General features: G+C 59.9%; 20 protein-coding genes and 5 tRNA genes. 3 read left to right on the forward strand and 22 right to left on the reverse strand.

The genetic code is table 11. The features are described from left to right. Positions 1–65: 65 nt before the first annotated feature. A complete protein-coding gene (locus ACEVBK_RS17910; RefSeq protein ID WP_375056251.1) occupies positions 66–872 on the forward strand; it encodes a TIGR03899 family protein in 807 nt (268 codons plus the stop codon). Here ACEVBK_RS17910 and cysG read toward each other — a convergent pair. The 6 genes from cysG to ACEVBK_RS17940 form a co-directional block, all read right to left on the reverse strand. Next, positions 869–2,272, reverse strand: coding sequence for a siroheme synthase CysG (cysG, locus tag ACEVBK_RS17915; RefSeq protein ID WP_375056252.1), 1,404 nt, complete (start codon positions 2,270–2,272; stop codon positions 869–871). The two genes, ACEVBK_RS17910 and cysG, sit on opposite strands and share 4 nt — an antisense overlap. Before the next feature lie 91 nt (positions 2,273–2,363). After that, entirely contained in the window at positions 2,364–2,765 is a 402-nt protein-coding gene (locus ACEVBK_RS17920) for a CBS domain-containing protein (RefSeq protein ID WP_375056253.1), read from the reverse strand. A 26-nt stretch (positions 2,766–2,791) separates the two neighbouring features. After that, positions 2,792–3,559 (reverse strand): phosphoadenylyl-sulfate reductase, encoded by a 768-nt coding sequence (locus ACEVBK_RS17925; RefSeq protein WP_375056254.1) that lies wholly within the window; start codon positions 3,557–3,559, stop codon positions 2,792–2,794. After that, positions 3,549–5,252 carry an assimilatory sulfite reductase (NADPH) hemoprotein subunit gene (gene cysI, locus ACEVBK_RS17930; protein WP_375056255.1) on the reverse strand — a complete coding sequence of 568 codons (1,704 nt, stop codon included), beginning with the start codon at positions 5,250–5,252 and terminating at the stop codon, positions 3,549–3,551. Before cysI ends, ACEVBK_RS17925 begins: the two co-directional genes overlap by 11 nt. Further along, positions 5,242–7,044 (reverse strand): assimilatory sulfite reductase (NADPH) flavoprotein subunit, encoded by a 1,803-nt coding sequence (locus ACEVBK_RS17935; RefSeq protein ID WP_375056256.1) that lies wholly within the window; start codon positions 7,042–7,044, stop codon positions 5,242–5,244. The genes cysI and ACEVBK_RS17935 overlap by 11 nt, the downstream gene beginning before the upstream one ends. A 466-nt stretch (positions 7,045–7,510) precedes the next feature. Next, on the reverse strand, positions 7,511–7,969 hold the full coding sequence (locus ACEVBK_RS17940; RefSeq protein ID WP_375056257.1) for a copper chaperone PCu(A)C: 459 nt from the start codon (positions 7,967–7,969) through the stop codon (positions 7,511–7,513). 84 nt (positions 7,970–8,053) lie between these two features. On the opposite strand from ACEVBK_RS17940, the gene ACEVBK_RS17945 reads away from it, so the two are divergent. Next, positions 8,054–8,815, forward strand: a complete 762-nt coding sequence (locus tag ACEVBK_RS17945) for an enoyl-CoA hydratase-related protein (protein WP_375056258.1) — start codon at positions 8,054–8,056, stop codon at positions 8,813–8,815. Positions 8,816–8,875: 60 nt separating this feature from the next. Here ACEVBK_RS17945 and rpoC read toward each other — a convergent pair whose 3' ends face one another. The 14 genes from rpoC to ACEVBK_RS18015 all read right to left on the reverse strand — a co-directional run bounded on the left by rpoC (position 8,876) and on the right by ACEVBK_RS18015 (position 22,622). After that, on the reverse strand, positions 8,876–13,084 hold the full coding sequence (rpoC, locus tag ACEVBK_RS17950) for a DNA-directed RNA polymerase subunit beta' (protein WP_375056259.1): 4,209 nt from the start codon (positions 13,082–13,084) through the stop codon (positions 8,876–8,878). Between the two features lie 71 nt (positions 13,085–13,155). Then, positions 13,156–17,184 carry a DNA-directed RNA polymerase subunit beta gene (gene rpoB / locus ACEVBK_RS17955; RefSeq protein ID WP_375056260.1) on the reverse strand — a complete coding sequence of 1,343 codons (4,029 nt, stop codon included), beginning with the start codon at positions 17,182–17,184 and terminating at the stop codon, positions 13,156–13,158. 224 nt (positions 17,185–17,408) lie between these two features. After that, entirely contained in the window at positions 17,409–17,774 is a 366-nt protein-coding gene (gene rplL, locus ACEVBK_RS17960) for a 50S ribosomal protein L7/L12 (protein ID WP_202087974.1), read from the reverse strand. A gap of 54 nt (positions 17,775–17,828) precedes the next feature. Continuing rightward, complete coding sequence (gene rplJ / locus ACEVBK_RS17965; RefSeq protein ID WP_202087972.1) at positions 17,829–18,332, reverse strand: 50S ribosomal protein L10; 504 nt, start codon at positions 18,330–18,332, stop codon at positions 17,829–17,831. Positions 18,333–18,571: 239 nt separating this feature from the next. Further along, on the reverse strand, positions 18,572–19,270 hold the full coding sequence (rplA, locus tag ACEVBK_RS17970; protein ID WP_375056261.1) for a 50S ribosomal protein L1: 699 nt from the start codon (positions 19,268–19,270) through the stop codon (positions 18,572–18,574). A gap of 4 nt (positions 19,271–19,274) precedes the next feature. Continuing rightward, positions 19,275–19,703, reverse strand: a complete 429-nt coding sequence (rplK, locus tag ACEVBK_RS17975; protein ID WP_375056262.1) for a 50S ribosomal protein L11 — start codon at positions 19,701–19,703, stop codon at positions 19,275–19,277. A 129-nt stretch (positions 19,704–19,832) separates the two neighbouring features. Then, the gene (nusG, locus tag ACEVBK_RS17980) at positions 19,833–20,360 is read right to left on the reverse strand and encodes a transcription termination/antitermination protein NusG (RefSeq protein ID WP_375058602.1); all 528 of its coding nucleotides are present in this window, start codon (positions 20,358–20,360) and stop codon (positions 19,833–19,835) included. A gap of 24 nt (positions 20,361–20,384) precedes the next feature. Further along, positions 20,385–20,756, reverse strand: coding sequence for a preprotein translocase subunit SecE (gene secE, locus ACEVBK_RS17985; protein ID WP_375056263.1), 372 nt, complete (start codon positions 20,754–20,756; stop codon positions 20,385–20,387). A 64-nt stretch (positions 20,757–20,820) separates the two neighbouring features. After that, positions 20,821–20,897: transfer RNA gene (locus ACEVBK_RS17990), tRNA-Trp, on the reverse strand. Between the two features lie 52 nt (positions 20,898–20,949). Further along, positions 20,950–22,134 carry an elongation factor Tu gene (gene tuf, locus ACEVBK_RS17995; RefSeq protein ID WP_375056264.1) on the reverse strand — a complete coding sequence of 395 codons (1,185 nt, stop codon included), beginning with the start codon at positions 22,132–22,134 and terminating at the stop codon, positions 20,950–20,952. 98 nt (positions 22,135–22,232) lie between these two features. Beyond that, positions 22,233–22,308: transfer RNA gene (locus ACEVBK_RS18000), tRNA-Thr, on the reverse strand. A 2-nt stretch (positions 22,309–22,310) separates the two neighbouring features. After that, positions 22,311–22,385, reverse strand: a tRNA-Gly gene (locus ACEVBK_RS18005). A gap of 67 nt (positions 22,386–22,452) precedes the next feature. Further along, positions 22,453–22,537 (reverse strand) — tRNA-Tyr (locus tag ACEVBK_RS18010). 9 nt (positions 22,538–22,546) lie between these two features. Beyond that, a tRNA-Thr gene (locus tag ACEVBK_RS18015) sits at positions 22,547–22,622 on the reverse strand. Positions 22,623–22,859: 237 nt separating this feature from the next. Between ACEVBK_RS18015 and coaA the strand changes: the two genes are divergently transcribed. Next, positions 22,860–23,801: a type I pantothenate kinase gene (gene coaA / locus ACEVBK_RS18020; RefSeq protein WP_375056265.1), complete on the forward strand. Its 942-nt coding sequence runs from the start codon at positions 22,860–22,862 to the stop codon at positions 23,799–23,801. 57 nt (positions 23,802–23,858) lie between these two features. Here the strand turns inward: coaA and birA are convergent, their stop codons facing one another. Both birA and murB read right to left on the reverse strand, forming a co-directional pair. Next, the gene (birA, locus tag ACEVBK_RS18025; RefSeq protein WP_375056266.1) at positions 23,859–24,830 is read right to left on the reverse strand and encodes a bifunctional biotin--[acetyl-CoA-carboxylase] ligase/biotin operon repressor BirA; all 972 of its coding nucleotides are present in this window, start codon (positions 24,828–24,830) and stop codon (positions 23,859–23,861) included. Further along, positions 24,818–25,852 (reverse strand): UDP-N-acetylmuramate dehydrogenase, encoded by a 1,035-nt coding sequence (gene murB, locus ACEVBK_RS18030; RefSeq protein WP_375056267.1) that lies wholly within the window; start codon positions 25,850–25,852, stop codon positions 24,818–24,820. The genes birA and murB overlap by 13 nt, the downstream gene beginning before the upstream one ends. Positions 25,853–25,918 lie beyond the last annotated feature (66 nt).

Below are 25,918 nucleotides of genomic sequence, written 5' to 3' on the forward strand. Positions count from 1 at the left end.
GTTTAAAATTCGGCACTGAATTTTAACATGGAGTCAACATAATTAACAACGAAAAGCCGACGCCGATGACGCCTAAACCTGCAACGCCGGATCACAAAATCAAAAACCGCAAGGCCCTGCTGCTCAGCCTGGCAGAACAGCGTGGACTGGCCGGCTTGCTGCACGGGGACTCCCCCCTGAGTTTCGGTGATCGCTTCCAGATCCGCCGCCAGCTGGATGAAGCCACCCGCCAGAAAAACCTGGAGACCATAGTAAGCCTGGCCAGCCAGGGCAGTTCCGACGATGTGGGCAGCGAACCGGATCCGGACTGGCTAAGCCATTTTTTCGTCCTGGCAGAAAACATCCGTCACCCGGCGATGCAGCAGTTCTGGGCCAGTATCCTGGCCCAGGAAATCGTCCGCCCCGGGCATTGCTCCATCCAGGCCCTGAATCGCCTGAAGCAGATGACTCAAAAAGACGCTCTGCTGTTACAGAAGGCCAGCGCCCTGGGCTGCCATTTCGGTGACGACAACCTGCGGCTGCTGTTCGGATACCAGCATAAAACCCTGCTGCAGGGATTGCGTCAACACAAGCTGAGCCTGGGCCGCCATCGCCTGCCCTATGCCGGGTTACTGCAGCTGTTTGAGTTGGGGCTGTTGCACCAGGCCGAACTGGAGTCCGGTGAGCTCCCTGCCGGCTCGGCACTGCGGCTGGTGTTCAACGGCCGGCAACTGGTACTGCACCCGCTTAAGAAAGGCGTACGCTTGCTGTACTACCGCTTTACGACCATCGGTAACGAACTGGCCGCCCTGATGACCGAAACAACTCCGGAAGACTACCTGCGTGAACTGAGCGAACTGCTGACCCCTCTGGGGCAGTTACAGCAAAGTTAGCCGCAGCGTTCCATGGTATCGGTACCTGCCGTATCGGCATGGGGGGGAAACCAGGCCAGGGAATCGGCCAGGGTCGCCACTTCACCGATCACCATCAGGGCCGGGCTGGCCACTTGTTCGGCCAATTGGGCCAGCTCCTGCAAGCGGCCGCGCACCACCCGCTGTTGCCGGGTGGTACCGCGTTCGATAATCGCCACCGGCGTGTTGCCATCCAGGCCATGGTGCAGCAACTGCCGCCGGATATGGGCCGAGCGCATCAACCCCATGTAGATCACCAGGGTCTGCCGCCCCTTGGCCAGTGACGCCCAGTCCGGCTCCTCGCCGTCCTGCTTGCAGTGCCCGGTGATAAAGACCGCACTCTGGGCGTGATCCCGGTGAGTCAGGGGAATACCGGCGTAGGCGGTGGCTCCGGCGGCGGCGGTAATCCCCGGCACCACCTGGTAGCGGATCCCGGCCGCCTTCAAGCTCTGCAGCTCCTCCGCTCCCCGGCCAAACATGAAGGGATCGCCGCCCTTGAGTCGCACCACCCGCTTGCCCGCCAGGGCATGCTCCACCAGCAATTGGTTGATCTGCTCCTGGGGGACGCTGTGATGGCCGGCTTTCTTGCCCACTGCCACCCGCTCAGCCTCGGGGCGGATCAGCGCCAATACTTCGTCGGAAACCAGTTGATCAAACAGCACCACGTCGGCTTTCTGTAATTCATTCAATGCCTTGATGGTCAGCAAATCGGGGTCGCCGGGGCCGGCGCCGACCAGGATCACCTCGCCAGCCACCGGCTTGCTCATCGCCTGCCGCAACCAGGCTTCGGCACCGGCATGATCCCGTTGCTGCAACAACGTGGTCAAGGCCACATCGTCCTGTACCCGGGCCCAGAAACGGCGCCGTTCATCGCTGCTGCCGAAGGCCTGCTGTACCCGCCGGCGCAACTTGCCGGCCACCCGGCTGAGCTCTCCCCAGTGTCCGGGCAGCAGAGCATCCAGCCGGGCCCGTAGCAAGCGGGCCAGCCAGGGAGCACCGCCACCGGTGCTGAAGGCAATCTGCAGCGGAAAACGCTCGACGATGGAAGGAAAAATGACGGCGGAGCGTTTGCTGTCATCCGCCTTGTTCACCAGGATGCCGCGCCGGTTGGCCAGTTGATAGACCCGGGCATTGACCTCGGTGTTATCCGTGGCCGCCACCACCAGAAACTGACCATCGAGATGATGCTCGGCAAAACACTGTTCAAGCCAGCAGAGCTCGGCTTGACGAGCCTGCAGGCCGGCGTCCAGCTCGGGAGCAACGACGGTGACCCGGCCTCCTCGGGCCAGCAACAGGCGAACCTTGCGGGCCGCCACGGCACCGCCGCCCACCACCAGACAAGGGCGATGCTTGATGTTGATAAAAAGAGGCAGGTGTTCCATGGCCGTTCCGCTTATCCATTGAGATAGACCGACTATAGACAGAAATGCTTATCCCACAAAATAATAAAAAATAACTTTTTATGCTTTATCGTTATTTTATAAGGGTGCGCAGCAGATCTTTCCAGGACACCACACCCTGCAGGATCCCGTTATTGACTACCGGCAGACAGCTGACATGGTGTTCGAGCATCAGCACCGCGGCGAGGTCCAGCCCGGCACCGGGGGCGATGGTCACCGGCTGCCGGCTCATCACCTGATGGGCCCGCCGCTGCAAGGTATCACGGTCGCGTTCCAGCTCCGCGTCGGTCGCCAGATAGGGACTCAGGGCCCGATACATATCGGCGTGAGTGATCACCCCGCACAACCGATCCGCGTCATCCACCACCAGCAGATGGCGAAACGGCGCCTGTTCGAAAATCTCCCGTACCACCTCCAGCCGATCGTCCTGATGCACGGTGGCGAGCCGTCGGGTCATGATTTCCTGTACCTGCATGCTTTCTCCTTGTCCGGAGCCGCAGGTCAGATACCGCTGCCGTCGGCTTCCTGGGGTTCGTGAAGACCACACTCCCGCTTCATCCCGAAGAAACGGGTATCCGCCTCGCTCATGCCCGGCTCCCACTTGGCCGTGGTCTGCACATCACCGACCGAGACATACCCCTGTTCCCACAGGGGGTGATAGGGAAGGTCGAATTCCTTCAGGTAATAATGCACATCTTTATTGCTCCAGTCGATAATCGGCAGGAACTTGAAGAGACCATTCTGAAGCCCGAGGACCTGCAGGCTGCCCCGGGTGTCGGACTGGCTGCGTCGCAGGCCGGAAAACCAGGTGCCGGCGTTGAGCTCGCGCAACGCCCGTTGCATCGGCTCTACCTTGTTGATCTGGTTGTAGCGGCTGATGCCCTCGACCCCTTGCTCCCACAATTTACCATGGCGGGCTTCCTGCCAGGCGGCGGAGGTCTGTGCCCGATAGGTTTTGAGGTTAAGCTGCAGCCTGTCGGTCAGTTCGTCGATAAAACGATAGGTCTCGGGAAAAAGGTAGCCGGTATCGGTAAGGATCACCGGCGTGTCCGCTTTTTCCCGGGTCACCAGGTGCAGCATCACCGCCGCCTGGATGCCGAAACTGGAGGAGAGCACATGCTCTCCTTCCAGGGTATCCAGCGCCCAGCGCACCCGCTCGGGTGCGCTCATGGCTGCCAGCTCCTGATTAAGCGGGGCCAGGGCCTCCGCTTGATCGGCACGGGACAGGCAGTTCAGCTCTTCCAGGCTGGGTAATAAACTATACGGCATAAAAATCCCTCGCGGAGTCCACCACCGGCGCTATGATGCCGGCCCGGATCACAAAGTCACCGAAACTCTCGCCCGCATTCCGCTCCTGGGCCCAGCGGCCCACCAGGGTGTCGATATCCTCGAGGATCTGGCGGTCGGTGATGTTCTCCTTGTACATGCGCGGAATTCGAGTGCCTTCCCGGTTGCCGCCCAAGTGCAGGTTGTAGCGTCCGGGCGCCTTGCCCACCAGGCCGATCTCGGCCAGCATGGCGCGACCGCAGCCGTTGGGGCAGCCGGTGACCCGGAAGATGATGCTGTCGTCGGTTACCCCGTGCCTGGCCAGCACGCCTTCGATCTCGGTGACGAACTCCGGCAGGAAGCGCTCGGCTTCGGCCATCGCCAGCGGGCAGGTGGGCAGCGCCACGCAGGCCATGGAGTCCTTGCGCTGCTCGGACACGGCATCGTCGATCAGGCCATGGGCCCGGGCCAGCTTCTCGATCTTGGCCTTGTCCTTCTTGGGCACGCCGGCGATGATCAGGTTCTGGTTGGCGGTCAGGCGGAAGTCGCCCTTGTGCACCCTGGCGATTTCGCGCAGGCCGGTCTTCAGCGGCTTACCGGGGAAGTCCAGGATACGGCCGTTCTCGATAAACAGGGTCAGGTGCTGCTTGCCGTCGATGCCTTCCACCCAGCCGAAGCGATCGCCGCGACCGGTGAACTCGTAGGGACGGCTCTCGGCGAACTGGATGCCGGCCCGCTTCTCTACCTCGGCCTTGAACACCTCCACGCCCACCCGCTCCAGGGTGTACTTGGTCTTGGCGTTCTTGCGCTCGACCCGATTGCCCATATCACGCTGGGTGGTGACCACGGCTTCCGCTACCGCCAGGGTGTGGGACAGCGGGATAAAGCCGAAGTCGGTGGCCTTGCGCGGATAGGTGGCGGTGTCGCCATGGGTCATGGCCAGGCCGCCGCCTACCAGCACGTTGAAGCCCACCAGCTTACCGTTCTCGGCGATGGCCACGAAGTTCAGATCGTTGGCATGCACATCCACGTCGTTCTGGGGCGGGATCACCACCGTGGTCTTGAACTTGCGCGGCAGATAGGTGGGGCCCAGGATCGGCTCTTCGTCCGGGGTGTCCAGACGCTCGCCGTCCAGCCAGACCTCCAGGTAGGCCCGGGTCTTGGGCAGCAGGTGTTCGGAGATCTTCCTGGCCCATTCGTAGGCTTCCTGGTGCAGCTCGGACTCCACCGGGTTACTGGTGCACAGCACGTTGCGGTTGACGTCGCCGGCGGTGGCGATGGAGTCGATACCGGTGCTGCTCAGGGTCTGGTGCATGTGCTTGATGTCCCGCTTTAGCACCCCGTGGAACTGGAAAGTCTGGCGGGTGGTCAGGCGGATACTGCCGTACATGGTGCTTTCTTCCGCGAACCGGTCGATCACCAGCCACTGCTCGGGCGTGATGATGCCGCCGGGCAGGCGCGCACGCAGCATGACGTTGTGCAGCGGCTCCAGTTTCTGGGCGGTACGCTCGTTGCGGATGTCCCGGTCGTCCTGCTGGTACATGCCGTGGAAACGGATCAGCATGAAGTTGTCGCCGTTGAAGCCGCCGGTCAGCTCGTCCTGCAGATCCTGGGTGATGGTGCCGCGCAGAAAATTGCTCTGCCCCTTGAGGCGTTCGTTATCGGACAGTTTTTGTTCGCTCATCTTAGTAAACATCCCTTTGGTAACGCTTGGCGCTGCGCAGCGCATCGACATATTCTTCCGCCTGTTCACGGCTCTTGTTACCGTGCTCGGCCACCAGCTCGATCAGGGCCTCGTGCACGTCCTTGGCCATCTTGTTGGCGTCGCCGCACACGTAGAAATGGGCGCCCTGCTCCAGCCAGGCATAGACCTCGGCCCCCTGCTGCCTGAGCTTGTGCTGCACATAGACCTTGTCGGCCTGATCCCGGCTGAATGCCAGGGAAATCTTGCTCAGCAGGCCGGACTTGACGTAACGCTGCCACTCGAGCTGATAGAGGAAGTCCTGGGTGAAGTGGGGGTTGCCGAAGAACAGCCAGTTCTTGCCCTCGGCATCCCGGGCTTCCCGCTCCTGCATAAAGGCGCGGAAGGGGGCGATGCCGGTGCCCGGCCCCACCATGATCACCGGGATGCTGTCGTCGGCGGGCAGGCGGAAGTTGTCGTTGTGCTCCACGAACACCCGAACCTGGCCACCCTCGGCCAGCCGGTCGGCCAGGAAGGAGGAGGCGCCACCGGCGCGGGGCTCGCCCTTGCTGTCGTAGCGCACCACGCCCACGGTCAGGTGGACTTCTTCCTCCACCTCGGCCTGGGCGGAGGCGATGGAATAGAGCCGCGGCGTCAGCCGGCGCAAGGCGCCCTGCAGTTGTTCGGCGGTGAGCTTGGTCTTCTTCTCCCGGACGATGTCCAGGATCTGGTGGCCGGCGCAATATTCGCGCAGGGCGGCCTTGTCCTCCACCAGCTTCTGCAGCTTCTTGGCACCGGACAGCTCGGCATAGGCCTGCACGAAGCTGGCATAGCCCTGGGTCAGTTCGTAGTGGTGGAGCAGCGCTTCGCGGATCGAGAGCAACTCATCGTCCACCTTGACCTTGGCGTCGGCAGCCACGCCCAACTGGGCCAGCAGGGCATCCACCAACACCTCGTCGTTGCTGAACCAGACGCCCAGCGCATCACCGGGCTGGTAGCGAAGGTCGGAGCCTTCCAGGGAGATCTCGATATGACGGATGTCCTTGTCGGAGTCTCGGCCGGTTATCTTCTGGTTGGTGACCAGTTCGGCGGCGAAGGGGTTTTTCTTGGTGTAGAGGCTGGCGGCGCCATGAGTCAGGCTGACCACGGGAGCGGCATGGTTGGCCGCCTCCACCTGCAGCGCGTCCTTCAGCAGGCCCACGGCCGATTGGTTCCAGCCCTCGGCGGCACCTTCGTAGTCCACGTCGCAGTCGATACGCTCCAGGAGACGGCTGGCACCGGCCTTGGCCAAGTAGTCGTCGAAGTCCTTGCCAGTCTGGCAGAAGAATTCGTAGGAGGAGTCGCCCAGGGCCAGTACGCCGTAGTGCAGGCCGTCGAGCTTGCCTACCTTGCCACCCTTGAGCTGCTTGTGGAATTCGATGGCGTCATCGGGCGGCTCGCCCTCGCCGTTGGTACTGGTGACGATCAGCACATGGGTCTCTTTCTTAAGCTGCTTGACCTTGTAGTCGGCCACGTTGAACAGCTCCGCCGCGACCCCGGCGGCATCGGCCTGGGCCTTGAGCGACTCAGCGACCCCCTTGGCATTACCGGTCTGGGAAGCATAGAGGATGGTCACCTTGCCGGCGGGCTGGGCCGCCGCCGCGGGGGCCGCCACCGGCAGGCCCTGGGCCTGCTGGCTGATACCGTAGAAATAACCGCTGACCCAGGCCAGCTGGGTGGCACTCAGCTCGGCAGCCACCTGAGTGAGCTTATGGACTTGTTGTTCATTGAGCGGGCTGGCTGCCGCCGCGAGTTCCTTTAAAAGCATGACATTGACTTCCACTTTTCCAGATAAGGGATAGCTTATGCCAGGTCAACGAACAACAATAAAGAATAAAAGATGATTTTTTATATCATCAGGTAATAACAAACCTAGGGTTGCCGGCTCACCCCCTTAGAACCTGTTTATGATCTTTGCGAAGCTTGTCAGTAACGACTCAAACAAAGCGCCAACAGGGCCACCGACACGCTGCAAGCACATCCCTGTGACGCTCGCCACATGCCATCCCTGGCATGTGGCGGTCGGTGGAGGAATCCCCGTTGCCTCTTCTAAGCTCCACCGTTGTCTGGAGGTCGCGCCAACAGGCGACACTGAAGGGTTAGGGAGGACAAAAGGTGCTGCTCCGTCGACCCTCAGCGCCAGGGAGGGCGCGGCGGAGCCCCCAGGGAGGGGTTCACGGCGTGTCGGCGGGGCAGTGCGCTTTGGCCGAGTACAACAGATTTCAAACAGGCTCTTAATGATGCTGGCCATGTCCATGAGCCGCCTGGGGTTGGGCCCGGATATCCCTGACCGGCAGGATCCATTGCTCGGTGTCGCCGTTGTCCCAGCGCAGTTCCAGGCTGACCTCATCCCCAGCCGCCAACGGCTGCTTCACCCCCAGCAACATGATATGCAGGCCGCCCGGCTGCAGGCTGACCGTTGCACCGGCCGGCACCGCTATCCGCTCCACTTCCCGCATCTGCATCACTCCGTCCTGCTCCAGCACCCTATGTAGTTCCACCTTGTCCGCCTGGGGGGAAGCCACGCTCACCAGTGCCAGATCCCGGTCGCCGCCGTTCTCCAATTGCATAAAGGCGGCGGTATTGGGCCCCATCGGGGGGGTGGCCCGCACATAGCCCTCGCTGACGCTGACCTGTGCCCAACTGGGACTGGTTAACAAAACCAGAGCAAAAAGGTATCCGACTTTTTTCATCTGTGCTTTCCTTGTGCTGAAAAGAGAGCAAAGCTTATCCCAGCGGGAAGCTTTAAACCATGACCCATCGCATAAGGAATGGCCATGAGCCTATTGGTGAGCCGGGAGATGGCAGCGGTCTGCCATCTCTCCATTAACCGCCCGGAAAAACGTAACGCCCTGAATATGGACATGTACCGGGAGCTCAATAACCAGCTACAGACCGCTATCCGGGACGAGGCCGTTCAGGTCATAGTACTGAGCGCCCAGGGAACGGACTTTTGTGCAGGCAACGACCTGGCGGATTTTCTCGACAATCCCGAACTCGGTTCCGACCACCCCATCATCAGCCTGCTGCATACCCTCGCCAGCTGTCCCAAACCGCTGCTGGCCGCGGTGCAGGGCCATGCGGTGGGTATCGGCGCCACCCTGCTGCTGCATATGGATTTGGTCTATCTCGGTGACAACGCCCGACTGAGCTTTCCTTTTATCGACCTGGGCCTGGTGCCGGAATTTGCCTCCAGTCTGCTGCTGCCCCAGCGTATCGGTCATGTCCGTACCTGCCAGCTGTTGCTGCTGGGCGATGCACTGGATGCCGCTACCGCCTGCGATTGGGGCCTGGCCAACCAGGTATTGCCGGCCGCCGAGTTGCAGCCCCGGCTTGAAGAGGCCGCCCGTCGACTGGCAGCCAAGCCTGCCCAGGCCCTGCTCCACAGCAAGGCCCTGCTGAAGGCCCCCCAGCAGGCGCTGCTCCAGCAGACCATGGCTCGGGAAATCGACTACTTCCAGCAGGCCCTGGCCAGTTTCGACGCCCGCCAGCGCATCGGCAGTCTGCTGGCTCGGGTCCGACAGGATTCCGACGGATAGGCGCCCATAAAAAAGGGCCCCCTTGCGGGAGCCCTTGTCTTATCAGCGAGTCGAGATAACTTATTCTTCGTTGCCGGCCGCATTGAGCAGATCGGCCAGACTTTGCTCGGCTTCATCCGCCGAAATCTGTACCGGCTGCTCCGGCTGACGTTTGGCCTGGCGGCCCTGATGGTAGGCAAAACCGGTACCGGCCGGCACCAGACGGCCCACGATCACGTTCTCCTTCAGACCACGCAGGTCGTCGACCTTGCCGGAAACGGCCGCTTCGGTCAGCACCCGGGTGGTTTCCTGGAAGGACGCCGCCGAGATGAAGGATTCGGTGCTCAAAGAGGCCTTGGTGATCCCCATCAGCACATGGCGATAGCCGATCAACTGCTTGCCCTCGGCCTCCAGCACACGGTTGGCCTGACGGATACGCACCACTTCGGCCTGTTCACCTTCGATAAAGTCGGAGTCACCGGAGTTCATGATCTCGGCACGACGCAGCATCTGACGAACGATGGTCTCGATGTGCTTGTCGTTGATCTTAACCCCCTGCAGACGGTAAACCTCCTGTACCTCGTTGACGATATAGTTCGCCACCGGGCTGATACCGCGCAGACGCAGGATATCGTGCGGAGATTCCGGGCCGTCGGCCAGCACTTCGCCTTTCTCGACCTTTTCACCTTCGAACACGTTGAGGTGACGCCATTTCGGGATCATCTCTTCGTAGGCCTCGCCCCCTTCCAGCGGGGTGATGACCAGACGGCGTTTGCCCTTGGTCTCTTTCCCGAAGGAGATGGTACCGGATACCTCGGCCAGGATCGCCGGCTCTTTCGGCTGACGAGCTTCGAACAGGTCGGCAACCCGCGGCAGACCACCGGTGATGTCCTTGGTACCACTGGATTCCTGCGGAATACGCGCCAGGGCGTCACCCACGTTGAGCTGGGCACCGTCTTCCAGGCTGACGATGGCTCGACCGGGCAGGAAGTACAGGGCCGCCAGATCGGTGCCGGGGATGAATACATCCTTGCCGGCATCGTCGACCAGTTTCACGGTCGGACGCAGTTCCTTACCGGCACTGGGACGCTCGTTCACGTCCATCACCACGATGCTGGACAGACCGGTCAGTTCGTCGGTCTGACGACTGATGGTCACGCCGTCGATCATATCGATGAACTTGATGCGACCCGCCACCTCGGTCACGATGGGGTGGGTATGCGGATCCCAGTTGGCCACGACCTGGCCGGCCTGCACGGTTTCGCCATCGGCTTTTTCCAGCAGGGCGCCGTAAGGCAGCTTGTGGTTTTCCCGGGTCTGCCCCATGTCATCGATAATGGTCAGTTCGGAGGAACGGGACACGATGACGGTCTTGCCGTCGGCGTTGGTCACGTACTTGGCGTTCTGCAACTTGACGGTACCGGTGTTTTTCACCTGGATACTGCTCTCGGCTGCCGCCCGCGATGCCGCACCACCGATGTGGAAGGTACGCATGGTCAGCTGGGTACCCGGCTCACCGATGGACTGGGCGGCGATAACACCGACCGCTTCACCCTGGTTGACCAGGTGGCCACGGGCCAGATCACGACCGTAACAGTGAGCGCAGACACCGTGGTCGTTGTCACAGGTAATAACGGAACGGACCTTGACCCGATCGACGGAGTTGCCTTCCAGTTCGTCACACCACTTCTCGTCGAGCAGGGTGTTACGGGCCACCAGCACTTCGTCTTCGGTACCCGGCTTGATCACGTCTTCGGCCACCACGCGACCCAGCACCCGCTCACGCAGGGGCTCGACCACGTCACCGCCCTCGATCAGCGGCGTCATCCACAGACCTTCATGGGTGCCACAGTCGTCGGTGGTGATCACCAGGTCCTGGGCCACGTCCACCAGACGGCGGGTCAGGTAACCGGAGTTGGCGGTCTTCAGTGCCGTATCCGCCAGACCCTTACGGGCACCGTGGGTGGAGATGAAGTACTGCAGTACGTTCAGACCTTCGCGGAAGTTGGCGATGATCGGCGTCTCGATGATGGAGCCATCCGGCTTGGCCATCAGGCCCCGCATACCGGCGAGCTGACGGATCTGCGCCGCACTACCCCGGGCACCGGAATCGGCCATCATGAAGATGCTGTTGAACGAAGCCTGCAGCTCTTCCTCGCCATCGCGGTTGATCACGGTGTCTTTCGACAGGTTATCCATCATCGCCTTGGACACCCGCTCGTTGGCGCTGGCCCAGATATCGATAACCTTGTTGTAACGCTCACCGGCGGTAACCAGACCGGACTGGAACTGGTCCTGGATCTCGGTCACTTCCGCTTCGGCTTCGTCGATGATGTCTTTCTTGGCGTCCGGGATCACCATGTCGTTGATGCCGACCGATACGCCGGACAGAGTGGCGTAATGGAAACCGGTGTACATCAGCTGGTCGGCGAAGATAACGGAATCCTTCAGACCCAGACGACGGTAACAGCCGTTCAGCAGCTTGGAGATCTGCTTCTTGCCCATGGCCTGGTCGACCATGCTGAAGGGCAACCCCTTGGGCACGATCAGGGACAGGATGGCGCGGCCGATGGTGGTGTCACGGATAGCGGTGGTTTTCACCACGCTGCCGTCTTCCATCTTCTCGAAGTCGGTAAGACGCACCTTGACCCGGGCGTGCAGCTCGGCGTGGCCGGCACGATAGACCTTTTCGGCCTCTTTCGCACTGGTCAGCAGCATGCCTTCACCCTTGGCGTTGACCTTGTCGCGGGTCATGTAATACAGACCCAGCACCACGTCCTGGGACGGCACTATGATGGGTTCGCCGTTGGCCGGTGACAGTATGTTGTTGGTGGACATCATCAGCGCACGGGCTTCGAGCTGGGCTTCCAGGGTCAGCGGTACGTGCACCGCCATCTGGTCACCGTCGAAGTCGGCGTTGTAGGCCGCACACACCAGGGGGTGCAACTGGATGGCCTTGCCTTCGATCAAGACCGGCTCGAACGCCTGGATACCCAGACGGTGCAGGGTCGGCGCCCGGTTCAGCAGCACCGGGTGTTCGCGGATCACGTCGTCCAGGATATCCCAGACCACGGCTTCCTCGCGTTCCACCATCTTCTTGGCCGCCTTGATGGTAGTGGCCAGGCCACGGGCTTCCAGCTTGCCGTAGATGAAGGGCTTGAACAGCTCCAGCGCCATCTTCTTGGGCAGGCCACACTGGTGCAGGCGCAGGGTCGGGCCCACGGTGATCACGGAACGGCCAGAGTAGTCGACCCGCTTGCCCAGCAGGTTCTGACGGAAACGACCCTGCTTACCCTTGATCATGTCGGCCAGGGACTTGAGCGGGCGCTTGTTGGAACCGGTAATGGCGCGGCCACGACGACCGTTGTCCAGCAGGGCGTCAACAGACTCCTGCAGCATCCGCTTTTCGTTGCGTACTATGATGTCTGGCGCAGCCAGGTCCAGCAGGCGCTTCAAACGGTTGTTCCGGTTGATCACCCGGCGATACAGATCGTTCAGATCCGAAGTTGCGAAGCGGCCACCGTCGAGCGGGACCAACGGACGCAGATCCGGCGGCAGCACGGGCAGCACCGTCATCACCATCCACTCGGGCTTGTTGCCGGAGAAGTGGAAGGCTTCCATCAGCTTGAGGCGCTTGGTGATCTTCTTGCGCTTGGTCTCGGAGTTGGTTTGATCCAGCTCCTCACGCATGGTGTTGATTTCGCCTTCCAGATCGATGGCGCGCAGCAAAGACAGCACCGCCTCGGCGCCCATCTTGGCGTCGAATTCGTCGCCCCACTCCTCCAGCGCGTCCAGGTACTGTTCTTCAGACAGCATCTGGCTTCGCTCCAGGTTGGTCATGCCCGGTTCGATCACCACGAAGGATTCGAAATACAGCACCCGCTCGATATCGCGCAGGGTCATGTCCAGCAGCAGGCCGATACGGCTCGGCAGGGATTTCAAAAACCAGATATGGGCAACCGGGCTGGCCAGCTCGATATGCCCCATACGCTCACGGCGTACCTTGGTCTGGGTAACTTCAACGCCGCACTTCTCGCAGATCACACCGCGGTGCTTGAGGCGCTTGTACTTACCACACAGACACTCATAGTCCTTGACCGGACCAAAGATCCGGGCGCAGAAAAGGCCGTCACGCTCCGGCTTGAAGGTACGGTAGTTGATGGTCTCAGGCTTCTTGACTTCGCCATAGGACCAAGAGCGGATCATGTCCGGCGAGGCCAGACCGATTTTGATACCGTCAAACTCTTCAGTCTTACTCTGCGCTTTCAAAAACTTAAGCAAGTCTTTCACGTTAGTCTCCTGTGAGGAGTTCTACCTGGGCGCCCCGAGGGGCGCCATTATTTCCGAGGCAGTCTGTCGCCTTAACTTTCTTCCAGCTCGATGTTGATACCGAGGGAGCGGATTTCCTTCAACAGTACGTTGAAGGACTCGGGCATGCCCGGCTCCATGCGGTGATCGCCGTCCACGATGTTCTTGTACATCTTGGTCCGGCCGTTCACATCGTCCGACTTGACGGTCAGCATTTCCTGCAGGGTATAGGCGGCGCCGTAAGCTTCCAGCGCCCACACTTCCATCTCCCCGAAACGCTGACCACCGAACTGGGCTTTACCGCCCAGCGGCTGCTGGGTAACCAGACTGTAGGAACCGGTAGAACGGGCATGCATCTTGTCGTCCACCAAGTGGTTCAACTTCAGCATGTACATGTAACCCACGGTGACCGGACGCTCGAAGGTGTTACCGGTACGACCGTCATACAGGGTGATCTGGCCCGACTCGGGCAGATCCGCCAACTTCAGCAGGCGCTTGATCTCGTGCTCGCGGGCACCGTCAAACGCCGGCGTGGCAATCGGCATCCCTTTGCGCAGGTTTTCGGCCAGCACCTTGACTTCCGCATCGGAGAAGGTGGACAGGTCCACTTTCTGCCGCACGCCGTCACCCAGGTTGTAAACTTCCTGGATGAATTCACGCAGACGGGCCAGTTCCTGTTGCTCCTTGATCATGCGGTCGATCTTCTCGCCGATGCCCTTGGCAGCAAGGCCCATATGGGTTTCAAGGATCTGACCGATGTTCATCCGCGAGGGTACGCCCAGCGGGTTGAGCACGATATCGACCGGGGTGCCGTATTCGTCATGGGGCATGTCTTCGATGGGGACAATGGTGGAGATAACACCCTTGTTACCGTGACGACCGGCCATCTTGTCACCAGGCTGGATACGACGCTTCACTGCCAGATAGACCTTGACGATCTTCAGTACACCGGGAGCCAGATCATCACCCTGGGTGATCTTGCGACGCTTGTTTTCGAACTTCTTGTCGAAGTCGGCCTTCAGCTCGGCGTACTGCTCGGCGATCTGCTCCAGCTCGATCTGCTTGCCTTCGTCGTCCACCGCCTGCTCCAGCAGCTTGGCACGGGCAATCTTGTCGACCTTGTCGGCACTCAGACCGGCGGCGATCAGCACGGAACGGGCCCGGGCAAAGATGCCTTCTTCCAGGATGCTGAACTCTTCGGTCAGATCCTTCTTGGCCTGCTTGAGCTGCATGTGCTCGATGTCCTGGGCACGCTTGTCTTTCTCCACGCCATCGCGGGTAAAGACCTGCACGTCGATCACGGTACCGTACACGGAGTTCGGTACCCGCAGGGAAGAATCCTTCACGTCGGAAGCCTTCTCACCGAAGATGGCACGCAGCAGCTTCTCTTCCGGGGTCAGTTGGCTTTCACCTTTGGGGGTGACCTTACCGACCAGGATGTCGCCGGGCTTCACTTCCGCCCCCACGTAGACGATACCGGACTCATCCAGCTTGCTCAGCGCCGCTTCACCCACGTTGGGGATGTCGGCGGTGATCTCTTCCGGGCCCAGCTTGGTGTCACGGGAGATACAGGACAGCTCCTGAATGTGGATGGTGGTCAGGCGATCTTCCTGTACCAGCCGCTCACTCAGCAGGATGGAGTCTTCGAAGTTGTAACCGTTCCAGGGCATGAAGGCCACGCGCAGGTTCTGGCCCAGCGCCAGTTCACCCAGATCGGTGGACGGGCCGTCGGCCAGCACGTCACCGCCCAGGACCCGCTCGCCCGGCATCACGCAGGGACGCTGGTTGATACAGGTGTTCTGGTTGGAACGGGTGTACTTGGTCAGGTTGTAGATGTCGATACCGGCTTCGCCCGGCAGCATCTCTTCATCGTTGACCTTGACCACGATGCGGGAAGCGTCGACGTAGTCGACCACACCACCCCGCTTGGCAACCACGGTCACGCCGGAGTCCACCGCCACGGCACGCTCGATACCGGTCCCCACCAGCGGCTTGTCCGCCTTCAGGGTCGGCACCGCCTGACGTTGCATGTTCGAACCCATCAGGGCCCGGTTGGCGTCATCGTGCTCGAGGAAGGGGATCAGCGAGGCGGCAACCGAGACGATCTGCTGCGGGCTCACGTCCATGTACTGGACCTGATCGGCATTCATGTAGGTGGCTTCGCCCTTGTGACGGGACGGTACCAGTTCGTCCAGCAGACGGCCTTCTTCATCGGTGGCGGCATTGGCCTGGGCGATCACGAAATGACCTTCCTCGATGGCGGACAGGTAGTCCACCTCGTCGGTGATCTTGCCGTCGATCACCTTGCGGTACGGGGTCTCGAGGAAACCGTACTCGTTGGTGCGGGAATAGCAGGCCAGGGAGTTGATCAGACCGATGTTCGGACCTTCAGGCGTCTCGATGGGACACAGGCGACCATAGTGGGTCGGGTGTACGTCACGGACTTCGAAGCCGGCACGCTCACGGGTCAGACCGCCCGGGCCCAGGGCCGAGATACGGCGCTTGTGAGTCACTTCCGACAGCGGGTTGTTCTGGTCCATGAACTGGGACAGCTGGCTGGAGCCAAAGAACTCCTTCACCGCGGCGGAAATCGGCTTGGCGTTGATCAGGTCCTGGGGCATCAGGGTGTCGAGGTCGCCCAGGGACAGACGCTCTTTCACCGCCCGTTCGACCCGTACCAGGCCCACGCGGAACTGGTTCTCGGCCATTTCACCGACGGAACGGATACGGCGGTTACCCAGGTGGTCGATATCGTCCACCTCGTCGTTACCGTTACGGATGGCGATCAACTGCTTCATCACGTCGACGATATCGGACTTGGTCAGGGTACCCGGACCGTTCAGTTCCTCGCGGAACAGGCGGCGGTTGAACTTCATCCGACCCACGGTGGACAGATCGTAGCGATCTTCGGAGAAGAACAGGTTCTCGAACAGGGTTTCGGCTGCTTCACGGGTGGGCGGCTCGCCGGGACGCATCATGCGATAGATTTCCACCAACGCCTCGAGGCGGGTAGTGGCAGAATCGATACGCAGGGTCTCGGACATGTAGGCGCCGTGATCCAGCTCGTTGGTGAACAGGGTCTCGAACTGCTTGAAACCGGCCACAGACAGATTGGCCAGATTTTCCAGGCTCAGTTCGCTGTTGGCGGCGACGATCACTTCGCCGGTATCGGCGTTGATGTAATCCTTGGCCGATACCTTGCCGACGGCATATTCCACCGGCACTTCAATTTGTTCTACGCCGGCCTTCTCCAGTTGACGGATATGGCGGGCGGTAATGCGACGACCGGTTTCCACCACGGTTTCGCCATCGACCACGATGTCGAAAGAGGCGGTGTCACCACGCAGGCGCTCGGGCTTGAGTTCCATCATCAGCTTGCCATCGGCCACTTCGAACTTGGTGGTGTCGAAGAAGGTGGCGAGCATGTCTTCGGTAGTGAAGTCGAGGGCACGCAGGATAATGGACGCCGGCAGCTTACGACGACGGTCGATACGCACAAAGAGGTTGTCTTTGGGATCGAACTCAAAATCGAGCCAGGAACCACGGTAGGGGATCACGCGGGCGTTATACAGGACCTTACCGGAGGAGTGGGTCTTGCCGCGATCGTGATCGAAAAACACACCCGGGCTGCGATGCAGCTGGGAGACGATTACCCGCTCGGTACCGTTGATCACGAAGGTACCATTTTCAGTCATGAGCGGGATTTCGCCCATGTAGACTTCTTGCTCTTTGATGTCCTTGACAGTGCCTGCAGCCGCTTCTCTGTCGTACAGGACCATACGCAACTTGACGCGCAACGGCGCCGAGTAGGTCACGCCACGGATTTGACATTCTTGCACGTCAAACACGGGCTCACCCAAGCGGAAACTGACATACTGCAGTTCGGCAGTGCCAGAATAGCTAGTGATAGGGAAAACGCTGCGGAAAGCCGCTTCCAGACCGTACTCGCCTTGAGGATCTGCTTCAATAAACTGTTTGAAGGAGTCAAGCTGGATTGACAGCAGGTAAGGCGTGTCCAAGACCTGGTCACGCTTACCGAAGTCCTTACGAATGCGTTTTTTCTCTGTGTAAGAGTAAACCATAGGGTTCCTCAGCTCGCTGATAAGTGACCCACTCTGTCCAAATGGGACAGCTCTAAAAACACCGTTTTTTGTCAGACCGGGCCTCTCGACAACACCCGGTGGCTGGTACAACAAGGGGCACAAACGATGTGAAAATTCCCCTCATCCCACAGCGCAAAAGGGCCGGTGAATAAAGATTCACCAGCCCTAGCCCGATTGCTCAGGCCGCTAAGCTATAGTCTAGCTTATTTGAGCTCAACAGAAGCACCGGCTTCTTCGAGTTCTTTTTTCAGTGCTTCGGCTTCGCCTTTGCTCAGTTGCTCTTTAACAGCGGTAGGAGCAGCTTCAACCAGAGCCTTGGCTTCTTTCAGGCCCAGACCGGTAGCGCCACGAACGGCTTTGATAACGGCAACTTTGTTGGCGCCGGCAGCGGTCAGCATGACGTCGAATTCGGTCTGCTCTTCTACGGCAGCGGCAGCTTCGCCAGCAACGGCAACGGCAGCGGCAGCAGAAACGCCGAACTTCTCTTCCATGGCTTCGATCAGTTCAACAACTTGCATTACAGACATTTCTGCAACGGCTTCGATGATTTGGTCTTTAGTGATAGACATGACTCAAATTCCTAATGTTCTGAAGTAGACGGTAATCAAGCAACCAGAAGCGGCTTAAGCGGCTTCGGCTTCTTTCTTGTCGCGCAGGGCAGCAAAAGTACGTACCAGCTTGCCAGCGGAGGCTTCTTTCATGGTAGCCATCAGCTTCGCAATTGCTTCGTCGTAAGTCGGCAGCTTGGCGAGGCGGTCAATTTGGGCCGCGGGGATAAATTCGCCCTCGTAAGCCAGACCTTTCACCTCGAACGCGCTTTGCTCTTTGGCAAAGTCCTTGAACAGACGAGCGGCAGCGCCCGGGTGTTCGTTGGAGAACGCGATCAGGGTAGGACCAACAAATACCTCTTTCAGGCACTCGTAGTTGGTCTCTTCCACAGCCAGGCGAGCCAGGGTATTACGGACTACCTTGAGGTAGATTCCGTTTTCACGGGCTTGCTTGCGCAGGGTGGTCATGGCAGCTACAGTCACGCCGCGAGAATCGGCAACGACTGCAGACAGGGCGCCCTTGGCAGCTTCGTTGACTTCAGCAACAATTGCTTTTTTGTCGTCGAGTCTTAATGCCATTGGCTAAACTCCTGGATTCCACCTGGGACAATTCCCAGATTAAACACACGCCTCGTTAACCGAGGCACCAAGGTGGCAGATTCCAGAAGAAAGGAATGCTTTCTAACTGGGTCCCGGCACCATCTACGCTGGAAAATTAAGCGCTAAGGCTCCAGCGGTCTTGGACGGGAGTCGAAGCCCCCAACCAAATAACAAGGCGCAAAATTCTACGAGAAACCTCGCGCCTTGTAAATGCTTAATTAAGCAACATCCAGGCTGGACTGCTCAATAGAAACGCCGGCGCCCATGGTGGTGGACAGGCTGACTTTCTTGATGAACTGGCCTTTGGAAGAAGCCGGCTTGGCACGCTTCAGCGCAGCCAGCAGAGACTCCAGGTTGCCTTTCAGCTTATCGTTGTCGAAATCAACCTTGCCGATGGTGGTGTGGATGATACCGTTCTTGTCGTTACGGTAGCGAACCTGACCCGCCTTGGCATTCTGCACGGCTTCGGCCACGTTCGGGGTAACGGTACCCACTTTCGGGTTCGGCATCAGGCCACGCGGACCCAGGATCTGGCCCAGTTGACCCACAACACGCATCGCGTCCGGAGAGGCGATGACCACGTCGAAGTTCATTTCGCCTTTCTTCACCTGCTCGGCCAGGTCGTCCATGCCAACCAGGTCGGCACCGGCAGCCTTGGCAGCCTCGGCGTTGGCGCCCTGGGCGAACACGGCAACACGCACGTCACGACCGGTGCCGTGGGGCAGCACGGTGGCGCCACGCACGTTCTGATCGGATTTACGGGCATCGATGCCCAGATTAACGGCCACGTCGATGCTTTCTACGAACTTGGCGGTGGCCAGTTCTTTCAGCAGAGTGATGGCTTCGTTGATTTCGTACTCTTTGGTCGCGTTGACACGCTCACGGATAGTACGCATACGCTTAGTCAGTTTTGCCATGATCTTAGCCCTCCACTACCAGGCCCATGGAACGGGCAGAACCTTCGAGACAACGCACGCGGGCGTCAACGTCAGCACCGGTCATGTCCGGTTCTTTGGTCTTGGCAATTTCTTCCAACTGAGCACGGGTCACGGTACCCACTTTCTCTTTGTTGGGCTTGCCGGAGCCGGACTTGACGCCAGCTGCTTTTTTCAGCAGGTAGGACGCAGGCGGAGTCTTGGTTTCGAAAGTGAAGGAGCGGTCACTGTATACGGTGATCACGACCGGAGTCGGCGCGCCTTTTTCCAGGCTTTCGGTACGGGCGTTGAACGCCTTACAGAATTCCATGATGTTCACGCCGTGCTGACCCAGGGCAGGACCTACGGGCGGGCTCGGGTTAGCTGCACCAGCTGCTACCTGCAGCTTGATGTAGGCTTGTACTTTTTTAGCCATTGAAAATTACCTCAGAAATGGGTGTTAGCGCCTCGGAGCAATACTCCTCTAACGGCTCCCCAACGTTAAAAGGGCGGCAAATTGTAGTTTTATTTGCCGCCCCCCGCAAGTTTTATGGATGATTTTCGCTCAGGATTTTTCCACCTGACCGAATTCCAGCTCTACCGGGGTAGAACGGCCGAAGATCAGCACGGATACCTTGACCCGGCTCTTCTCGTAATCCACTTCTTCCACCACGCCGTTGAAGTCGGCAAAAGGTCCTTCGGTCACCCGCACCACCTCGCCCGGCTCGAACAGGGTCTTCGGTTTGGGCTTGTCCACCGCGTCCTGCAGGCGATTGAGGATGGCGTCGGCTTCCTTGTCGGAAATGGGGGCCGGACGCTCGGGAGTACCGCCGATAAAACCCATCACCCGGGGAATGCTGCGAACCAGGTGCCAGGTGCCGTCGTTCATCTGCATCTGCACCAGCACATAGCCCGGGAAGAACTTGCGCTCACTCTTACGCTTCTGGCCCGCGCGCATTTCTACCACTTCCTCGGTAGGCACCAGCACTTCGCCGAACTGATCTTCCATGCCGTGCATCTTGATATGTTCACGCAGCGACTTGGCGACGCGTCCCTCATACCCGGAAAACGCCTGGACCACATACCAACGCATTCTTTGTTCTGACATGGCTTATCCTTATACTCCGGTAACCAGATTAACCAACCATACCAGCAGGCCATCCAGCAAAAACAGAAAAAGGCCAACCAGAGCGGTGACGGCCAATACGATCAGGGTGGTCTGAATGGCTTCCTGGCGGGTCGGCCAGACGACTTTGCGCATTTCCAGACGAGACTCCTTGGCGAAGGCAAAGCTGCTCTTGCCCTTCTGGGTCTGATAAGCCAGCAACCCGGCAATGCCTGCAGCCACTACCACGCCGGCAGCGCGAATAAATACCGCCAGATCACTATAGAGATAATTGGCGACCACGGCCGCGATCAAAATAATGAAAACCAGACCCCACAGCAGGCTATCTTTGGCCCCGCCCTGGTTCTCGGTGTTTGCACTCATAAGCTACCTGTCTAAAAACTTGAGTCTGTCACAGACGCGAAAACCCCGCTGTCGGCGAGGTACGTGGCAGGGGCGGAGGGACTCGAACCCCCAACCGTCGGTTTTGGAGACCGCCGTTCTACCAATTGGAACTACGCCCCTAATACAAGAAAGCCCCTATTATAGGGGCTTTCAGATGCGATTGTAAGCGCTATTACTCGATGATTTTGGCTACCACGCCGGCACCAACGGTACGGCCACCTTCACGGATGGCGAAGCGCAGACCGTCTTCCATCGCGATGGGAGCAATCAGGTTGACCACCATCTTGATGTTGTCGCCAGGCATAACCATCTCGACGCCTTCCGGCAGTTCGATGGTACCGGTCACGTCAGTAGTACGGAAGTAGAACTGGGGACGGTAGCCTTTGAAGAACGGGGTGTGACGACCACCTTCTTCCTTGGACAGCACGTATACTTCAGACTCGAACTTGGTGTGCGGCTTGATGGTGCCGGGCTTGGCCAGAACCTGACCACGCTCAACATCTTCACGCTTGGTGCCACGCAGCAGTACGCCCACGTTCTCGCCGGCACGGCCTTCGTCCAGCAGTTTGCGGAACATTTCAACGCCGGTACAAGTGGTCTTGGTGGTATCCTTGATACCCACGATTTCCACTTCTTCACCCACTTTCACGATACCGCGCTCAACACGGCCGGTGACCACGGTACCACGACCCTGGATGGAGAATACGTCTTCGATCGGCATCAGGAAGGCACCGTCGATGGCACGCTCGGGCTCAGGGATGTAGGTATCCAGGGCGTTGGCCAGCTCGATGATTTTCTCTTCCCACTGGGCATCGCCTTCCAGACCTTTCAGGGCGGAACCCTGGATAACCGGGATGTCGTCGCCCGGGAAGTCGTACTCGGACAGCAGCTCGCGCACTTCCATTTCTACCAGCTCGAGCAGCTCTTCATCGTCAACCATGTCACACTTGTTCATGAACACAACGATGTAAGGTACGCCTACCTGGCGAGCCAGCAGGATGTGTTCACGGGTTTGCGGCATGGGACCGTCGGTGGCGGCTACAACCAGGATGGCGCCATCCATCTGGGCAGCACCGGTGATCATGTTTTTCACATAGTCGGCGTGACCAGGGCAGTCAACGTGAGCGTAGTGACGGATTTCGGTGTCGTACTCAACATGAGAGGCGGCGATGGTGATACCACGGGCTTTTTCTTCCGGAGCGTTGTCGATCTGATCGAACGCGCGGGCAGAGCCACCAAACTTCTTGGCCAGGACGTTGGTGATGGCAGCGGTCAGGGTCGTTTTACCGTGGTCAACGTGGCCGATGGTGCCGACGTTAACGTGCGGTTTTGTACGTTCAAATTTTTCTTTAGACATGCTCGTCCCTCTAACTGGTTGGGTGGTGAGCTATACCACGCGAGTCGCAAGTAGGAAGTATATAACAAAAAAGGTCTGAGGGTGCCTGGGCAAAGAAGTGGTGCTGATACCCAGATTCGAACTGGGGACCTCACCCTTACCAAGGGTGCGCTCTACCAACTGAGCCATATCAGCACTGGAGCGGGCAGCGGGAATCGAACCCGCATCATCAGCTTGGAAGGCTGAGGTAATAGCCATTATACGATGCCCGCGGTTTTCTTTACTTAAACTACCTCAAACCGCTTTTTTCAGTACCCGCCGAAGACGAACACTGGAAACTGGTGGAGGGGACTGGATTCGAACCAGTGAAGGCAGAGCCGTCAGATTTACAGTCTGATCCCTTTGGCCACTCGGGAACCCCTCCAGATTTTAATGGTGCCGGCAGAAGGAGTCGAACCCTCGACCTACTGATTACAAGTCAGTTGCTCTACCAACTGAGCTATGCCGGCACACGAGCGAGGCGAATTCTAGGGCATGCCGGCGGCTGGATGCAATACCTTACCGCAAGTTTTTCACTTCGCCCGCGCCAAGCGCGTAAAAAAACATCAGAACCCTGACAACACCGCCCTTCCAGACCAGCCCTGGCTGGCTGCCCCTCCTCGGGACGACCGGGATGTAGCCGAATGTCGCCTTGTTCATCACCAAACCATGGTGTATCGTCGCCGGGCGACTCACAGGACATTCCGATGAAGATAGATAACTATTCACCCTATCTGGCCTTTTCCCGCGAAACCTGGTCAGAATTGCGCGATGCCGTGCAACTGCCCCTGAGTGAGGCGGAGCTCAAGCGCCTGCAGGGGATTAACGACAAGGTGTCCCTGGCCGAGGTGAGGGACATCTACCTGCCTCTTTCCCGACTGCTCAACCTCTACATCAAGGCCAAGCAGAGGCGCAACCGGGTACTGGATCAGTTTCTCGGCAAAGACCCCCATCATGTTCCTTATGTGATCAGTATCGCCGGCTCTGTGGCGGTGGGTAAAAGCACCACGGCCCGCATTCTGCAGGCCCTGCTGGAGCGCTGGCCCCAGCATCCGCGGGTCGCGTTGGTGACCACCGACGGTTTTCTTTATCCCAACCAGGTACTGGAACAACGCGGCCTGATGCGCAAGAAAGGCTTTCCCCAGTCTTACGATATCCGCCGCCTGGTGCAATTCGTGTCCGACATCAAGTCGGGTAAACCCAGGGTCACGGCGCCGGTTTACTCCCACCTGGTGTACAACATAGTGCCGGATCAGGAAGCGGTGGTAGAGCAGCCGGACATCGTTATCATCGAGGGGCTGAATGTACTGCAGAGTGGCATGGATTACCCCCACGAGCCGCATCGGGTCTTCGTCTCCGATTTCGTCGATTTTTCCATTTTCGTGGATGCAGACGAGCGGCTATTGAAAACCTGGTATGTGGAGCGCTTCCTCAAGTTGCGTTCCGGCGCCTTCACCGATCCCGAATCCTACTTCCACCACTACGCCCAGCTCAGTGAAGAGGAGGCGGTCACTGTTGCCAGCCGAATCTGGCAGGAAATCAACTACAAAAACCTGAAGCAGAATATACTGCCGACCAAGGACAGGGCCGAGCTGATCCTTACCAAGGGCAGGCAGCACGAGGTGGAGCAGGTCTGGCTGAAAAAGTGAACCTTTCAGGCCGTGAGGTGTGAAGCGTGAGGGCCTCCGCCTCACGCCTCATGATGCTCAACCACCGGTTCCGCGCAGCGATATTTCCCCACCGAGGAAACGCCTGCTCTCCCCCGTGTCCAGCTCCAGCAGCAGCGCCCCCTGGTCATCGATGCCCCGGGCTATGCCGTTCACCTCCTGCTCCCCCATCAGCACCCGCACCGGCTTGCCGTTGAAGTAATCCAGGCGGTTCCACTGTTCGCGAAAGGCGGCGATGCCTTCCCGCTCGAACAAGGCCAGATAACGATGCAGATAGCTGACCAGGGCAACCACCAGCGCATTGCGATCCTGGATGTCACCGATATCGGACAGTTCGGCCCAGGGCTGATCGATTCGCCCCTGCTCAGACTTGGGCAGCAGCAGGTTGAGCCCCATGCCGATCACCAGGTGGCAGGGGCCGCCGGCGGTACCGGACATCTCCACCAGTATGCCTGCCAGCTTGCGGCCGTTCAGGTAGAGATCGTTGGGCCATTTCAACTGCACCCCGTCAAAGCCCTGTTCCGCCAGCGCCTCGACCACGGCGATACCCACCACCAGGCTGAGCCCCATGGCTGCCGCCATGCCCTGCTCCAGCCGCCAGTACAGGCTCAGGATTAACTGGCCGCCGAAAGGGGACACCCAGGGCCGTCCCCGTCGACCACGGCCCGCGGTCTGGCATTCTGCCAGGCAGACATCGCCCTTCTCCAGGCGGGCGATGGACTCCAGCCAGTACTGGTTGGTGGAACCGATCACCGGCACCACCTCGACCCGACCCGGGGCCAGGGCCCGGCTCAGCAGGGACTCATTCAGCAGGTGCAGCGGCACCGCCAGCCGGTAGCCCTTGCCGCTCACGCTGTACACATCCAGCCCCAGCCCCTTCAACGCCTGCACATGCTTGCTTACCGCCGCCCGGCTGATCGACAGCGCTTCCCCCAGTTGTTCGCCGGAATGAAACTGGCCGTCGGCCAGCATCCGCAGCAGGTTTTCCCGCAGCGGCGTCAGTTCAGACATGCCAGCACCTCGTCCAGGTTGGTTTCCCCCCGGGGCCCCATCATGCGCACCTCGGGCTCGAGGCGGACCCCGAACTGCTGCTCCACCCGCTCCCGCACCAGGGCCGCCAGCCGGACGATATCCTCGGCGGTGGCGCCGCCCAGGTTGACCAGCACCAGGGCCTGGCGCTCATGTACCCCGGCCCCGCCCTGGCGGGTACCCTTGAGTCCGGCCTGCTCGATCAGCCAGCCGGCGGCCAGCTTGACCAGGCCGGGTTCGGCGGCATAAACCGGCAAGGCGGGCCAGGCCAGCTTGAGGGCTTCGGCCTGGGCTTCTCCCACCTTGGGGTTCTTGAAGAAACTGCCGGCGTTGCCCAGTACCCGGGGATCCGGCAGCTTGGCTCGGCGGGTGGCACACACCCGTTCGAAGATCTGCTCCGGCCTGGCCGCTTCCCCCAGCTCCGCCAGGGGGCCATAGCCCAGCACCGGCCGCCAGGCCTTGGGCAGGCGCAGGGTCAGGCTCAGGATCAGATGGCGGCGGGCGGCGTGCTTGAACACGCTATCCCGGTAACCGAAGGCGCAATCGGCCGCCGTCCAGTGACGGATTTCGCCGCTATCCCAGTCGAAGCTCTCCACTGCCTCGCAAAATTGTGCCAGCTCGATCCCGTAGGCACCGATGTTCTGGATGGGGGCTGCGCCGACGGTCCCCGGGATCAGGCCCAGGTTTTCCAGCCCCGGCATACCGCGTTCCAGGGTCCGGCACACCAGTTCATGCCAGCACTCCCCGCCTTCTACCCGTACCAGCCAGGCATCGCCGGCATCGCTGACGGCGATGCCCTTCAGCCGGTTGACCACAACGGTGCCCTCGAAGGGAGCGGTGAACAACAGGTTGGAGCCCTCCCCCACGAAGAGGGGAAGCGCTTCTCGCAATGACCGCCACAGCTCGGGCAACTGGCTGCGCCGCTCCAGCACCACCAAGGTGCGGGCATGCTGGGCAAGGCCAAAGGTATTGAAGGGAAACAGGGACACCGGGCTCGTCGACATGATGAAATATCCTGAATAAAGGCGGCTTCAGTGTACCTCAAGACGGCATCCGGGTTAACCGGCCAT

It is taken from the genome of Zobellella sp. DQSA1 (genome assembly GCF_041950555.1).
Taxonomy (GTDB): Bacteria; Pseudomonadota; Gammaproteobacteria; order Enterobacterales; family Aeromonadaceae; genus Oceanimonas.